Below are 14,741 nucleotides of genomic sequence, written 5' to 3' on the forward strand. Positions count from 1 at the left end.
AGCTATGATTAAACGCTGGTTCAGCGTCCTGATGCTGGCTTTGTCCATGGTTGTGGCCGGGTGCGGCAATCTCACGGAAATGAACGATTTGGGCATTACGACGGCAACAGGGATTGACAGGCAGAACGGAAAATGGCTGGTGACCTATCAAACGATCGTTCCCCCCGCGAGTGCAGGGAAATCTTCATCAGGGGGGTCCCAAACATCCGTAAATACCTTCACATCGGAAGGCAAAACCATAAACGAAGCCGTCTCCAAAAGCAGCTTGGAAAATTCCAAAAAATTATATTTTGCCCATACCCATGTCCTTCTGATCGGTGAAGAAGCTGCACGTCACGGCATTGCGGAAGTCATGGATGAGTACTATCGCAGTATAGATGCGCGGGAATCGGTTAAAGTGCTCGTTGCGGACGGGCAAGCCAAAGAGTATTTAAAATTTCAAGTTCCTCCAGAGAAACAACCTGGTCGGGCGTTATCGGGAATTCTGAATCGAAATACGGAAATGGGCTCTTTTTACCCCGTGATGACTCTTCACGAAATCGCACTGAAAATGACCTCGGACAGCGGGGCAGTCGGAATACCTACAATAACGGTTAAGGGAAAAGAGCGCAGCGAATTGGAATCCACCGATATCTTCAAACAAACTTCTCCGCCAGTCAAATTGAGATTAGCGGGATTAAGCGTATTCTCCAAAGACAAAAAAATCGGAGAACTAAGCGAGAGCGAAAGCTTGGGCATCTCTTGGCTGACGAATCGGATCAAAATCGCCAACCTGACGTTTTCGGGTGATAACGGAGAGATCAACTCTTTTCTTGTCCGAAAAGCAGTTGTTAACGTGAAACCCCTGAAGTCCGGTTTACATTATATTGTTCATGTCGATGTAAAGGTCAACGCCGAATTAAGCGAGAGCACCTCCCAAAAGGAGATCACAAGCGCCAGCGATATTCGCATCTTGCAGCGACAAGCCGAACAAGTCATTAAAGCACAGGTTGTACAGGGGTGGACCGCGAATCAGCGGCTTCGCGTCGATTTGCTGGGCCTCGCAAACAAAATTCATCAAAGACATCCGAAGGACTGGAAAGCGATTCAGGAAAACTGGCCCCAAGAGTTGGCTCAAATGGACGTAGAGGTGGACGTAGGAGTCAGCCTCAAACGGGTCGGACTTCTGCAGGATTCGTTCAGCAAGTTGCTCAAATCGAAAGAGCAAGAGGAGCACTAAAACCAAAAGGGGATGTACAACATGGCTTTGGCCAAGACGCTGCGGGTATCCGAACTGGCGGTATGCCTTTCCCTGTTTGAAGTAGGGAGCACCACCTTGTTTCTTATCGGCGGAGAAGCCAAGCAGGATGCATGGATGGCCATGCTGGCCGGGGCCTTTGCCGGCTTGCTGCTATTGCTTCTGTACCTGGGAATCCACCGCGAAGCGCCTGATTTGGATTTGTTTATGCTGTTTCGGCGCTACATGGGGAAAGGGTGGGGAACGTGTTTAAACGTGTTGTTCATCGGCTATTTCGCTTACGAAGCATCCCGGAATTTGCGCGATCTTAGCGAGGTCACCGAGTTGACGCTGCTAAACAAAACGCCCATGTGGCTCATCAGCATAATCACGATCGTGGTGGTGTCCAACACCGTGCGATACGGATATCGCGTGTTGTTTCTTATGTGCATGATCTTGTTCCCCGCCATGCTGCTGGGTTATGTGTTGATCAGCATTCTAATACCTGCTACGGGTCTGTTCCACTTGGAGCTTAGCTTGCCGGTTCTGGACCAGGGATGGGGAAGCATCTTCAGCGCCGCATTTCCGGAAATCGTTTCTTTTCCTTTTGGGCAAGTTGTGTTGTTCCTGGTTTTTTACCCCTATGTGCGTCAAGGCGGAAACTTGAACAAGGTGGTCATCATCGCCTATACCATAACCGCTCTTGCGTTAACGTTTATCAATCAGCTTGTCATTTTCGTCATGGGTCCGCAAATTGCAGCATTCAGCACGCTTCCGCTTCTGCAGACCGTCCAGCTGATTGACATAAGCGAGGTGTTTGAGCGCATGGACGCCTTGTTTACGCTGCTTCTTTTTTTAGGGCTGGGTATCAAGCTGGCGGCGTTTTTCCACGGTGCGGTCATCGGGCTTGAACGAATAACACGCGTGACTTACAGGCGCTGGGTTCTGCCGGTTGGACTGGCTCTGTACGGCGTGTCTTTCTTGTCGCCCACGTATACTCAACACATCGAGGTGGGGCGCGGGTTTACGGTAAATTATATTTCTCCCGTCTTTCAAATCGTCTTTCCGGTACTGCTTTATATCATTGTGGTCTTGAAAAGGAGAAAAAAACGCAGCGTCTCATGATCCATCAATGAAATAAAAAAATGATTCGCTGGCCCGTCCCCGGACGGTTGCAGCGCAATATCGAAAAGAGTCGAATGGTTTGCCAAAATAGTGAAAATTATTATAGACTAATTTTATTCATCATTGTCCAAGGGGGAAATTGAGTGATTCAAAGCAAAGGCAGAGTGCAGAAATCGAACAAAGTAAGAATCGTTTCCAAAGTATTGCTGATTATGATCGGGGCTTTTATTACCGCATACGGCCTGGAAGCCGTATTGATACCCAACAATGTATCCGACGGAGGGGTGACGGGTCTCAGCATCGTTGGTTCCAAGCTGTTCGGGCTGCCGCTGGGGCTGTTAATCGGCATCATTAACATTCCTTTCGTTTGGCTCGGATACAAACAAATCGGCAAAAGCTTTGCCATATATTCGGTGATCGGCATTGCCTCTCTGGCCGTCGGCACCAGTTTAATGCACCATGTTCCAACCATTATTGAAGGTGATACGCTGTTGATCACCGTGGTCGGCGGGATTATCATCGGTTTCGGTATGGGTCTTGCACTGCGTAATGGCGGAGCGTTGGACGGAATCGACATGCTGGCCGTATTGCTTTCGCGCAAACTGCCTTTCGGAACCAGTGATCTGATTTTGTTTTTGAACATGTTTGTCTTTATTGTCGTTTCGAGCGTATTCGGTCTTCAGGGAGCCATTCTCTCCGGACTTGCTTATTTCATTGCTTCCAAAGTCATACATATCGTTGAAGAAGGTTTGAGCGGCTCCAAAACGTTCAAAATCATTACGAACCAACCCGAAATCATGGTGGAGACCATCCGTGACCGGTTAGGACGGGGAGCAACATACACCGATGCTTACGGCGGCTACACCAATGAACAGTTCAAAGAAATCACTTGCGTCATCAACCGGATGGAAGAGAGCAAAATCAAAGAGATCATCCACGAGATTGATCCCGGTGCTTTTGTTGTCGTATACGATGTAGCAGAAGTGAAGGGCGGCAATTTCAAAAAGAAAGACATCCATTAATGGCCTGCGCCGTTGTTGGAAAAGTGAACATCATATTTGAACAGCCGCTATTTTAGCGGCTTTTTTGTTCCTCCACGGCAAGGATTACGCTGCCGACTCCAGGCACGATACATTCAGGATTGAAAGAGTGCCCTCCGGTGGTCTATAATCAATTTCACGCCAAATGGTACCGATAAAATTGAAAACGGTTTATAATCAATCGATTAAAGCCGGATCGTCATTGAAACAATTTATAATTGAAAGGGGTTGCTATCAATCATGCAAGGCGAACGAAATACAAAGATCGATCCATACTTCAATAAACTCAAACAGTGGAAGGAAGAGTTCAATCTGCTGAGGGAAATCATTCTGGACTGCGGTTTGACCGAGGAGTTCAAATGGATGCACCCGTGCTACACGTTTGAAGGCAAAAACATCGTGTTGATTCATGGCTTCAAAAATTATTGCGCCCTTTTATTCCACAAAGGAGCATTGCTGAAGGACCCGCACGGGATTTTGGTACAGCAAACGGAAAACGTACAGTCCGCGCGCCAGATCCGATTTACCGAGGCGGAGAAGATCGAAGACATGCAGCTGATCTTGAAGGCATATATTGCCGAAGCGATCGAGGCTGAGAAGTCCGGTTTGCAGGTGGAGTTCAAAAAGAAGGAAGAGTATGCCGTACCCGAAGAATTGGAAAACAAATTCGTGGAAATTCCCGACTTGAAGGCAGCATTCGAGGCTCTGACGCCGGGGCGGCAAAGGGCATATCTCCTGCATTTTTCTTCACCCAAGCAGTCCAAAACCCGCGAAGCCAGAATTGAAAAATATATGGTGCATATCTTGAATGGCAAAGGGATGAATGACAAGTAACAATCTGTGATCTGGACAAGATGGTTGGATTCTTTCAAAAGGTCGCTAATGTATATAAACCGCACGAGTCAATCACACAAGGCCACTGCGAGTGCAGACCATCTTCCGATCGCTGTTATCCCCAGATTTTTTTGATTCCCCTTTCTAAGGGGAAAATCCGGTGATAAATGCGAACACTTCGCTTCTCCAGATTGGTTCTGCCTCTCCGTTAACGTGAGTATGTTTTTTGCGGTTTATATAGCGACTTTTTTTCTTTGCCTTAGGTAGATGTAAAAACGAGTAACAGAAATATTTTGAATTTTATCTTTACAAGAGATGATGTCTATGATATATTCTAATTCCGGGAGCAAAATTGATAGGACTCCGGTAAGCAAACTCTGCATCATACATAGAAGACAGTTGTTGATTGATGTGAGATGAATATTTTTTAATTTTCCCTGATAGCTCAGTTGGTAGAGCACTCGACTGTTAATCGAGTTGTCACAGGTTCGAGTCCTGTTCGGGGAGCCATAAGGCCCGTTGGTCAAGGGGTTAAGACACCTCCCTTTCACGGAGGTAACAGGGGTTCGAATCCCCTACGGGTCATCGCAATTTTATTGCAGCATACGGGGTGAGAACCCCAAAGGTTCGTCGGAGGATCAGCTTCGCAAGTGCAGGCTTCGCAGTCTCGAACGAAGTGAGAGTATCCCCTACGGGTCATCTCAATACTTTATGATTCACTAATATGGCGGTGTAGCTCAGCTGGCTAGAGCGTACGGTTCATACCCGTGAGGTCGGGGGTTCGATCCCCTTCGCCGCTACCATATTTGCCGGTGTAGCTCAATTGGTAGAGCAACTGACTTGTAATCAGTAGGTTGGGGGTTCAAGTCCTCTCGCCGGCACCATGATGCGCGTGTGGCGGAATTGGCAGACGCACTAGACTTAGGATCTAGCGTCTTTGACGTGGGGGTTCAAGTCCCTCCACGCGCATATTTATCGTTTGTTAAACCCTTGGGAGCAATCCCAAGGGTTTTTCTCTTTTACGGAAAGTCTACGTCAACTTTAAGCAACATGTTCCTGTTCCGAATGATCGTACCCCTGCATTTATGACTCCAATAAATATTGGAAACGATCTACTGTTCGTACCATACCTTCGGTGATATAATGTCATAGCTTTAGATTGAAAATAAATTAGTAAAGGAGAGTTGGAGATGATTCACCCCAAGTACAATGCCAGAACGGCTTACCTGGTAATACTGACCCTGGTATGTTTTGTTTTCAGCGCATTGTTGCTGCATCCAGTTAAAGCAGCTGCAAAAGGAGAGCAAATTTCTGCAGAACAGCTCAAGAGCATGAGTCGCCTGTCGTTCACGGTCCGCGACGCCAATCAGACCCCTTATACGGTGTATATCTTCGCTGACGATGAGCAGAAGAGCACATTGACCGAACCGAACAATTGGACCAACAATAAGAAGGGCGATGCTAGTTATTCAGGTACATATCGCGCAGCACTGTTGAAAAAGGGAGCAAAGTACGGAGTCGTTCAAGCAGCCAAACTGGATTTGAGTACAATCATTTTACCGCAAACCTGGAATTTCGTGGTGAAAAGCAAAGAGTCCGGAACTCCCGATATGCTGATCATTTCAGATTGGGGAACGTCCAACTTCAATGAAGTAAAAACGTATATTGTTCGCTCAGGCGAACTGCGCCGCGTGAACTTCGTAGACAACAATGGCAAAAAAATCGGTGATCGCTATTCGGCCATCCGAGGCGATGGTATACGTACTCTGTCTGGGGCCAGAGTGCAGTTCAAAAATTATAACAACCTGCAATTCGTTTACGGCGTGGATACGTTCAAATTAAATGCAAGCAAATTGGAGCTGCGACTGGAAGATACACGGAATACCCGTACGAAAGCTTGGCCGAATTCAGGCACTGGAGATCGTGCTTATTTGAAAAGCCTTAAGGATGCGGCCGTAAAAGGCGTATTGCCTGGCCGCACCGATATCAAGCTTGGAATGTCCATCCAATCCGCTCAAAAAAAGCTGGGCAAACCGAAGTCCAAATCAAATGGGGAGTGGGGAGCAATCTACTATTACACCCAATTCGGCCTGGGTTTGGATGGTTATATGCATGAGCTTAACAATAAATCCCGCATTGCCATGTTCGAGTTGAACAACGAAAAACGATACCTCTCCCCGCTGAATGTCAAGCAATGGATGGGAAAACCTTCGTCTGAATATTACAATGAAGCCGCTGGAGGCTATGAGATGGTATACAACGTAGGGAAGCATACGATCGTTTTCAATTATGAAGAAGAACATGATCTGATTGATTTCACGAATATTTATTAGTTTCAGTGTAGACAAACCAATCTGGAGAAGCAAAGCGTTCGCCTAAAAGTTTTCTGAAAGAAAACTGCATCGGAAGCATAGGCTTATCCCCGGATTTTCCCTTAGAAAGGGGAATCAAAAAAATCCGGGGATAACAGCGATCTGAAGATGGTACTGCACTCGCAATGCCTTGTGTGATTGATTCATGCGGTTTATATAGCGGCTTTTTTTGGTGGGTCATTTTTGGGCGGGCGCAATTCTAAGTTGAGGTTACGCGTTGTACACGATTGACCATATAAATTCCGACCGACACGAACAGCAGGGCAATCAGGTTTTTCAGTTCGAAAATGGTTTCCCCCAGAAATAACGCCGATAACAATGCGCCGAAAACAGGAATAAGAAAGTTAAAGACGGAGATTCTGCCCACCTTGTTGTATTTCAGAAGCAAATTCCACAAACCAAACGCAGCTGAGGACAGCACAACCAAATACAGCAGGTTGCCAGTAGACCCCGGCGTAAAGTGCGTCACGCTGCCCCCAAGCAAAAAACCTAGCAGGGCAAGCGCCAATCCGCCGACGAACAGGCTGAACCCCGTTACAATCAACACATCAATGGAGCCTGTCAAATGTTTGGCATAAATGGCCGTAATGGAAAAAATGAGTGCAGCGATAATAATGAACCCTTCCCCTGTAAATGAGACGGAGAACGTCAGCAGGTCTGAGTGAAAATTGACGATGATTACGCCGATAAATCCGAGTAAACAACCGAAGACTTTATTTTTGCTGAGCTTATCGTTTTGATATAGGAAATGGGCCAGAACAACGCTGAAAAAGGTCGCCGTTGCATTCATGATCGATCCTTTGACACCGGTCGTATTTGAAACGCCTATATAGAAAAACATATATTGCAAGCCTGTTTGCAATACGCCAAGCATGGCGAGGCTTGTCCATTGACGCCCGGACAATTCGAATTTCCGTTTTCGAAAGACACGAAATAGAATCAGGAGCAGCAGCCCTGCCAATATGAACCGATACCCGGCAAAAACGAATTTGGACGCAATGTCTTCCGGGGCGATCTCAAAAGCGATATACCCTAGTTTAATGGACGGGAAAGCACTTCCCCACAGCAGGCAGCATAGGCTGGCAACTACGGTTACAAATAAAGGTTTGCTAAATGGGTGTTTTTTTTCGATTGCCGATTCTCCGTGCACGTTCAATCTTCTCCTCGCACATTGTATATGTATATGTTCGAATAACACATCCTTCTGACCATATCACAAATGGCCGCCGCTTGTAATCAAAAATGATAAAATCACGTTCTTTGTCCGACATAGGCAGAGTTTGAGGTTCCGGTTCATCCACCAGGAAACGTTCAACGGGGCGATGGCCTGGCCATCAACATTTAAAGGTTGACATTCCTTCGTTTGTTCATGTAAAATCTTTAACAATTAACCAACAATGATATTTAGGCGATGAATGGAAAGAGTAGTTGTGCGAATTCGTCCAAGCGAGCCGGCGATTGGTGAGAGGTCCGGCACGAGGCAGCGCAATGAATGGGTCCATTCGCTTCAATCCGAACTTCGTACTGCGAACAGTAGGCGTTGACGGCATCCCACCGTTATTCCAGGGAGCCCTGTTAGTCGTTTTGACAGGTTAGAGTGCGGCCTTTGGCCGAATTCGGGTGGTAACGCGGAGCCAAACACTTCGTCCCTTTACGGGATGAAGTGTTTTTTTTGTTTTGGAAGCCTCGGGATGAAGGACGCGTAAAAGAGGAGGAATAACAATGAACAAACAAATTTTGTCAGGCATTAAGCCTAGCGGCGACTTGAATATTGGAGGTTATGGCGGGGCACTCAGTCAATTCGTCCAGTATCAACATGATTTTGAGTGTTTTTTCTTCGTTCCTGATTTGCATGCCATCACTGTGCCGCAGGATCCGCAACAATTGGCACGGCGGACCAGAGAAATCGCGGCGTTCTATATTGCGGCCGGCATTGACCCGACGAAATCCGCCATTTTCCTGCAATCGCAGGTGCCCGCTCACACGGAGCTTGCCTGGTTGCTTGAAACCCAAGCAAGCTTTGGCGAATTGGGCAGAATGACCCAGTTCAAAGACAAATCGAACGGGAAAGAATCGGTAAGCTCGGCCTTGTTCACGTATCCGGTCCTTATGGCAGCCGATATCCTGCTCTATCAAGCGACCCATGTACCTGTCGGCGAAGACCAGAAACAGCATCTGGAATTAACGCGCAATCTGGCCGAACGCTTCAATCATCGTTTCGGGGAGACGTTCGTTGTACCTGAACCGCTGATCCAGGACATTGGCAGTCGAATCATGGGATTAGATGATCCCACCAAGAAAATGAGCAAGAGCAATCCGAACCTCAGCAGTTATGTGTTGATGCTCGATCCTCCTGACACGATCCGGAAGAAATTTGCCCGCGCCGTCACCGATTCGGAGGGCAGCGTACGCTGTGACTGGGACACCAAGCCTGCCGTCAGCAATCTGATCGAAATCTATTCGGTGTTTGCCAACGAACCCGTGGAAATCATCGAGAAGAGATACGCCGGTGAGGGTTATGGTACATTCAAAAAGGATTTGGCAGAGGTCGTGGTTGACAAATTAGTACCCATTCAGGAAAAATTCAAGGAAATCGTAGATTCCCGGGAGTTGGACGATATTCTGAAGCGAGGTGCGCAAAAAGCATCCGAGAAAGCATATGACACCCTAAAACGCGCCAAACAGGCGATGGGGTTGGTCACATTTTAAATGAAAGCCTGGATTCGTGCTTTTGAAACATGAATAAAAGCAGCCTACGAATGGCAACATAAAAAAGTGGTATACTTCTATTTTCCAGAGGAGGTCTCCTTTTATGGCACGCCAGAAAAGAAGGCAGGAAGCTGCTTGGAAGTCACGAAAGCAAGAACAGCATCCTCATGGCAAAATCAAATCGCTCAAAGAATTATCAAGCGAATATGACGAGAAGCATACTACGTTATAGGTGGAAGGCTGTCGGTATTTTACCGGCAGTCTTTTGCATTTTAGAAGCTTGCCAAATGGCTCAGGATCGACCTAGGCCTAACATGTTCACCAATATATATCCCATAAATGCAAGCAGCACCGAACCGATAAAACCGGCGGCCAAAGCGTTTAAACCCATTCGTCGAAATGTACCTGTATCTACATTGAGTCCCAGGCCAGCCATCGCCATCGCAATGAGCAAATAAGCCGCGAAAACGATCTGGTTTGCTGCCGCTGCAGGGATGATCTGCAATGTATTCACCGCACTCATCGCAAGGAAACCAAAAATGAACCAAGGGATGGGAATAGATTTCCAACCTTTCTTATCCGGAACGCCCGTTTCTGCATGTTTGCAGCCTTCCTTGCGATGAGTCCAAAATCCGATCAGGAGCGCAACGGGCACCAGCATCGCTACACGGGTTAGTTTAACGATGACGGCCAGATCGACAGCCTCTTTGCCAACAGGTTCGGCGGCTGCGATGACATGTGCGATTTCATGTAAAGTAGCTCCGGCGAAAATGCCGTACCCCGAAGGGGATAAATGGAGCATAGGATATAGCAGCGTATAGCCGAGTGTAAAAATAGTGCCCAGAATCGCAACGGCGGCAGCAGCGATAGCTGTTTCTTCGTCTTTGGCTTTCATTTGCGGGGAAATGGCAACCACCGCCGCGGCTCCGCAAATGGCTGTTCCGCATGCCGTTAACAGTCCCAATCGTTTCTCTACTTTGAACAGTTTTGCAATGCCGTACACGGCACATATCGTTATCGTTATATTCAGGATGGAGATCAGGGCGACCTTCGGTCCGGCGTGAACAATATCCCGCATATTCAGCCGCATGCCAAGCAAGATGATTCCGTAACGCAGCAGTTTTTTTGCTGAAAATGAAATTCCGTTTGCGATACGTTGCGGTACTCCCATAACCATTCTCCAGAGCATGCCGAACAGGATGGCAAGCACGAGTTGTCCCATAATGCTAAGAAAAGGAAAGCCGGCTGCATATTTGGCGGCAAGCGCAAGACTCAAAGTAAGACCAATCCCCAGCGTAAACCCCCATTTATTCGTTTTTACTTGTTGCAAGGCAGAGGGTTGAATCATTGTTATCACATCCATTTTTAGTTGTTCATTTTCATGTATAACTATAATGAGTTATGATTACAAAGAGAAATACGAGGTTGAAATGCTTATCATAACAAAACATAATGATTGATCGAAATGTATATGGATATTAAGTTGGAGGGAAACCATGATTGTCGAAACGTTGAAAGTATACATAACCGTGGTGGAGCAGCGCAATTTCTCTCGGGCCGCGGAAATATTGCATTTATCGCAGCCTGGCGTCAGTTTGCACATTCGCAATCTGGAAAAGGAATTTAATGCAAAGCTGCTGCATCGTTCACCGAAGTGGGTAAAGTTGACCGAAGCGGGCGAGCTGCTCTATGTTCGTGCCAAGGAAATGCTGAATGTGTACGAGTCGGTAAAATTGGATATTGCTCGATTGCATGATGACGTAAGCGGAACGTTACAGATCGGAGCCAGTTTTACAATCGGTGAATATGTGCTGCCTCGTCTGTTTGCATCGTTTGCGAAGCAATACCCCGAAGTCGAAATGGGGGTGTTTATCGGAAATTCCGCTCAAGTTGTTGAGGCTATTCGGGATAACAATATGGATATGGGCTTGATCGAAGAGGATATCGAGGCCCATGATCTGGCGGTGACACCTTTTATGAAGGACGAGTTGATTATCGTGGCGGCTGAAGGACACCCACTGACGCTGTCGGATGTGGTTGACGTAGAGCGATTACAGGATCAGGTATGGGTTCTTCGCGAGAGCGGTTCTGGAACAAGGGCTGCCAGCGATCGTTTCTTGGCTCAGACGGGTTTAAGGATTGAGCGTTCATATGTTTTTAACAGCAGTCAGGGCGTCAAAGAAGCCGTGTTCTCCGGATTGGGCATGGCCATGCTGTCTCGCTGGGTCGTAAAAAGGGAACTCACCGCCGGATTGTTGAAGGAAATATCCATTCCAGGAATCCGTCTCGAACGGAACTTTTCATTCGTTCGCCGCACGGGTCAAGTTCCTTCCAGAGCAAATGAAGTGTTTTCGGAAAGATTGCTTACATTGGACAACCATTTTATATAATCAGATTGGCCTGAAGACTTCTAAACCTTTTGACGCCAGTTTGCTTCATAAGTATAATGAATTGTTATTGATTGCTAATCATACGAAAGTAAAAGGAGCAAACCGCAGTGGCTTTAAAAAAATGGATATCCACCTTACTTATTATTCTATCTACATTATTGTTCGCAGGCTGTTCTCTTCAATCATTGCCCGATATCGGTTCATCGCAAGCAGGGGCGGCGCAGACGCAATTTGATGAAGTTGCCGAGTATATCAGTGAACATCATGAACTTCCGGATTATTATATTACCAAGAAAGAGGCCAGGGAGCTTGGATGGAAGCCAAGCGAGGGTAATTTGGACAAAGTTGCTCCCGGCAAAAGCATTGGCGGTGACGTATTTCAGAACCGGGAAGGGTTGCTGCCCAAAAAGAAAGGGCGGACCTGGTACGAGGCTGACATAAATTATTCAGGCGGCACGCGGGGAAGCGACCGGATTTTATACTCTAATGACGGACTGATCTATAAAACGACCGACCATTACCAAACGTTTGAACAAATAAAATAAACGTGAAGATCAACCACTAGAATCATAACTGAAGGGAAAAACCAGATTTTTACCCATGAAAGCCAGGAGGCCGCTGCTAGCGGCTTTTTTTGCGTACAAAAGGATTATAAACAAAAGGAGATGTGATAAAATTTATCATGAAAGGGAGGTATCGATGAAGACGTTTTATTATACTCCACCAAAGCTGAAAGCTTCGACCCGACGGATTGAGGTAAAGGATGAACAGGGAAATGTATCCTGTACTTTTCGACGAATTTATCCGAATGCTCTAGTAAAGTGGGGCAATGTCATTTTTGATATCGATTGGTCTGCGAGTGTTGAAGTGTATTCTTCAGAAGGTCAACCGATATTTCAATGCTCAAAAAAGACGCCATGGATCGGTAAACCGGAATACTTCGTTAAAAACAATCGTACTCAAGATACTTTCCGTGTAACCTACACCACATGGCAAAAGGTTGCTCCAGAGTTTAAGGTCACCCATCGAGATCAAGAGTATGTGGTAAAAAAAGATCTGTTTGATTGGGCCAAGTTCATGCAATCGGGCGAAGTATTGGCAAAATGGCAAATGAAACCAAGCGAATGGTTTAAGGTAAGGTTGGAGATTGAAGCCGATTGTCCCATACAAGAGCCGGGATTTTTCGTGGCACTGTTCCAAAGCATTTTCTATATCGGGGATTGACGACATCAGCATGACAAGCAAAATATATGATAAGAGGGGGGACGATCATGGAACATGTATCCGATGCAGTAAAGCAGGAATCCATAACATCTTTTCAATCGACCATAAACAAGTGCGAAAATGCATTGGCGCAAATGACGGAGAAAGGCGCAAATACCACCTTAATCAAGAAACGGCTGCATGCGCTGTACATAGGCTTGGCGATCCTGAATCACAATTGGGATCAGAGAACGCATTCGTTTGCCCGGGAAGATTTGACGGAAGCTCGCCATATTCTTACTGGTTTGTTTCCGTCCCTAGAGCGCGCATATGCCAAGTCGAAAGAAGGCAGCCCTCAAAGAACGCTGCTGGAACGAAGATTGAAATCGCTGGATCTCGCGGTGCAAGCCATAGATGATCTTTTGAATGACCCTTCTTCTAACGGCATAACGTAGGGCCGAGTTCAGTTGAAAGCCGCCTAAGAAGAACTTCCATGAAGTAATGGGGGTTCTTTTTTTTGTCAACGCAAGAGCATAAGATTGTTCAGGCAAAGTAATACTACAAAAACAGTACCTTGACAGTCACAGTAATGTATCGTATTATGCAATTGTGGAGGTGATTGTATGAGCGAAAACAAAATCACATCCGACCTGCTGCGCGGACATACGGATACGATGATCTTACGGCTCTTGTTCGAAGCTGACCGCTATGGCTATGAAATTGTGAAGCTGATTGCCGAACGCTCGGGTGGCAAGTATGAATTAAAAGAAGCCACGATGTACTCCAGCGTCCGCCGGCTCGAGGCAGACGGTGATATCGAGTGGTATTGGGGCGATGAGTCTCAGGGCGGACGGCGTAAATATTTCCGAATTACCGAAAAGGGCAAGGAGACTTACGCCAACAACAAAAGCAATTGGGAGTATGCAAAACGCGTGCTCGAAAACCTGTTATAGGGGGCTTGATGTGATGACTGAAAGATTGAACCATTATTTAAATGGCGTGTTCGCACCGTATGATGGGGTGAAAAGCGTTGCTGAATTAAAAACCGATCTGCTTTCCGACTTGCAGGAGCGATTCCGTGAACTCAAAGCCGAAGGCAAGGACGATGAAACGGCCTTTGCGATGACCATTGACAGCATCGGTGACATTGAGCAAACGGTACGAGAAGTGGCTAATCTTTCCCGTTCATTGGAACGACAGGTAGTGACAAACTTTAGTGCAAGTAATCTGGCCAAAAGCGATTTTGCCGGCGTCACCGCGCATCACGGGAAATTTTCGGGAAGCGCGCTGCAAGGCTCCGATTTTACCGGTGCTGACTTAACCGGAAGCACATTCGCAAGCAGTGATGTGAGAGATTCCATTTTTGACCATGCGAATCTGACGGATTGCAACCTATCTGCCATCGACCTTACGAATTCAAGTTTCTATAAATCCATCCTTGTACGTACCAACATCAGCAAGTCGGGTCTGGATCGGGCAAAATTCACGGATGTGAAGTTAACGGATGTGATGTTAAATATGACCGATCTTAGAAAAACGGTCTTTGATCGCTGTAGCTTTAGCGGTGTAGATTTCAGATATTCGGATCTGCGGGGGCAGCGATTTGACGGGCAGACTTTCATCGGGGTCAAGTTTGACAAGTCGGCACTTAACGAAGCTTCGTTTAAAGGCGCGATACTCAAAAATGTTTCGTTTGTTTCCGGCTTTACTTTGTCCAAGAAATACTATCGTGCCATCAAAACCGTCTGCTTTGATGACGCTATGATGGATAAGTTGACATACGCGGCTCTTAAAGGCATGGAGGCGGACTTGTCGAAAGTTACTGTTATTTAAAAACAGTTCGAGGAGGAAG

Annotated in this window: 15 protein-coding genes, 5 tRNA genes and 1 other annotated feature; of the genes, 18 read left to right on the forward strand and 2 right to left on the reverse strand. The window is 46.6% G+C overall.

What is annotated here, in order from left to right:
- The first annotated feature begins 4 nt into the window (after nt 1-4).
- From SNR34_RS15075 to SNR34_RS15120, 10 genes are all read left to right on the forward strand, one after another.
- The gene (locus SNR34_RS15075; protein WP_486182303.1) at nt 5-1,219 is read left to right on the forward strand and encodes a Ger(x)C family spore germination protein; all 1,215 of its coding nucleotides are present in this window, start codon (nt 5-7) and stop codon (nt 1,217-1,219) included.
- 21 nt (nt 1,220-1,240) lie between these two features.
- Entirely contained in the window at nt 1,241-2,341 is a 1,101-nt protein-coding gene (locus SNR34_RS15080; RefSeq protein ID WP_486182304.1) for a GerAB/ArcD/ProY family transporter, read from the forward strand.
- A 146-nt stretch (nt 2,342-2,487) separates the two neighbouring features.
- Entirely contained in the window at nt 2,488-3,363 is an 876-nt protein-coding gene (locus SNR34_RS15085; RefSeq protein ID WP_438286823.1) for a YitT family protein, read from the forward strand.
- A gap of 258 nt (nt 3,364-3,621) precedes the next feature.
- Nucleotides 3,622-4,215 (forward strand): YdeI/OmpD-associated family protein, encoded by a 594-nt coding sequence (locus tag SNR34_RS15090; protein ID WP_236414002.1) that lies wholly within the window; start codon nt 3,622-3,624, stop codon nt 4,213-4,215.
- A gap of 434 nt (nt 4,216-4,649) precedes the next feature.
- A tRNA-Asn gene (locus tag SNR34_RS15095) sits at nt 4,650-4,725 on the forward strand.
- A 3-nt stretch (nt 4,726-4,728) separates the two neighbouring features.
- A tRNA-Glu gene (locus SNR34_RS15100) sits at nt 4,729-4,800 on the forward strand.
- A gap of 141 nt (nt 4,801-4,941) precedes the next feature.
- Nucleotides 4,942-5,018: transfer RNA gene (locus tag SNR34_RS15105), tRNA-Met, on the forward strand.
- Nucleotides 5,019-5,023: 5 nt separating this feature from the next.
- A tRNA-Thr gene (locus SNR34_RS15110) sits at nt 5,024-5,099 on the forward strand.
- A gap of 4 nt (nt 5,100-5,103) precedes the next feature.
- A tRNA-Leu gene (locus SNR34_RS15115) sits at nt 5,104-5,184 on the forward strand.
- A 221-nt stretch (nt 5,185-5,405) separates the two neighbouring features.
- Nucleotides 5,406-6,548, forward strand: a complete 1,143-nt coding sequence (locus SNR34_RS15120) for a DUF4309 domain-containing protein (RefSeq protein ID WP_339278169.1) — start codon at nt 5,406-5,408, stop codon at nt 6,546-6,548.
- 238 nt (nt 6,549-6,786) lie between these two features.
- Here the strand turns inward: SNR34_RS15120 and SNR34_RS15125 are convergent, their stop codons facing one another.
- Nucleotides 6,787-7,737, reverse strand: a complete 951-nt coding sequence (locus tag SNR34_RS15125) for a DMT family transporter (protein ID WP_486182305.1) — start codon at nt 7,735-7,737, stop codon at nt 6,787-6,789.
- A 252-nt stretch (nt 7,738-7,989) separates the two neighbouring features.
- Nucleotides 7,990-8,241 (forward strand) — a binding site (T-box leader).
- 68 nt (nt 8,242-8,309) lie between these two features.
- Here SNR34_RS15125 and trpS point away from each other — a divergent pair.
- Nucleotides 8,310-9,296, forward strand: a complete 987-nt coding sequence (gene trpS / locus SNR34_RS15130; protein WP_486182306.1) for a tryptophan--tRNA ligase — start codon at nt 8,310-8,312, stop codon at nt 9,294-9,296.
- 103 nt (nt 9,297-9,399) lie between these two features.
- The gene (locus SNR34_RS15135) at nt 9,400-9,528 is read left to right on the forward strand and encodes a DUF6254 family protein (protein ID WP_236414007.1); all 129 of its coding nucleotides are present in this window, start codon (nt 9,400-9,402) and stop codon (nt 9,526-9,528) included.
- Between the two features lie 60 nt (nt 9,529-9,588).
- Here the strand turns inward: SNR34_RS15135 and SNR34_RS15140 are convergent, their stop codons facing one another.
- Nucleotides 9,589-10,644 (reverse strand): YeiH family protein, encoded by a 1,056-nt coding sequence (locus SNR34_RS15140; RefSeq protein WP_236414008.1) that lies wholly within the window; start codon nt 10,642-10,644, stop codon nt 9,589-9,591.
- Between the two features lie 148 nt (nt 10,645-10,792).
- On the opposite strand from SNR34_RS15140, the gene SNR34_RS15145 reads away from it, so the two are divergent.
- The 6 genes from SNR34_RS15145 (at nt 10,793) to SNR34_RS15170 (ending at nt 14,722) form a co-directional block, all read left to right on the forward strand.
- Nucleotides 10,793-11,686 (forward strand): LysR substrate-binding domain-containing protein, encoded by an 894-nt coding sequence (locus SNR34_RS15145; RefSeq protein WP_486182307.1) that lies wholly within the window; start codon nt 10,793-10,795, stop codon nt 11,684-11,686.
- Between the two features lie 107 nt (nt 11,687-11,793).
- Complete coding sequence (locus SNR34_RS15150) at nt 11,794-12,231, forward strand: ribonuclease domain-containing protein (protein WP_236414011.1); 438 nt, start codon at nt 11,794-11,796, stop codon at nt 12,229-12,231.
- A gap of 154 nt (nt 12,232-12,385) precedes the next feature.
- Nucleotides 12,386-12,910 carry a tubby C-terminal domain-like protein gene (locus SNR34_RS15155; RefSeq protein WP_339278174.1) on the forward strand — a complete coding sequence of 175 codons (525 nt, stop codon included), beginning with the start codon at nt 12,386-12,388 and terminating at the stop codon, nt 12,908-12,910.
- 47 nt (nt 12,911-12,957) lie between these two features.
- On the forward strand, nt 12,958-13,344 hold the full coding sequence (locus SNR34_RS15160) for a hypothetical protein (protein ID WP_486182308.1): 387 nt from the start codon (nt 12,958-12,960) through the stop codon (nt 13,342-13,344).
- A gap of 168 nt (nt 13,345-13,512) precedes the next feature.
- Entirely contained in the window at nt 13,513-13,842 is a 330-nt protein-coding gene (locus tag SNR34_RS15165; RefSeq protein ID WP_236414015.1) for a PadR family transcriptional regulator, read from the forward strand.
- A gap of 13 nt (nt 13,843-13,855) precedes the next feature.
- Nucleotides 13,856-14,722 carry a pentapeptide repeat-containing protein gene (locus SNR34_RS15170; RefSeq protein ID WP_486182309.1) on the forward strand — a complete coding sequence of 289 codons (867 nt, stop codon included), beginning with the start codon at nt 13,856-13,858 and terminating at the stop codon, nt 14,720-14,722.
- Nucleotides 14,723-14,741 lie beyond the last annotated feature (19 nt).

The sequence above is a fragment of the Paenibacillus sp. XP01 genome (assembly GCF_057364885.1).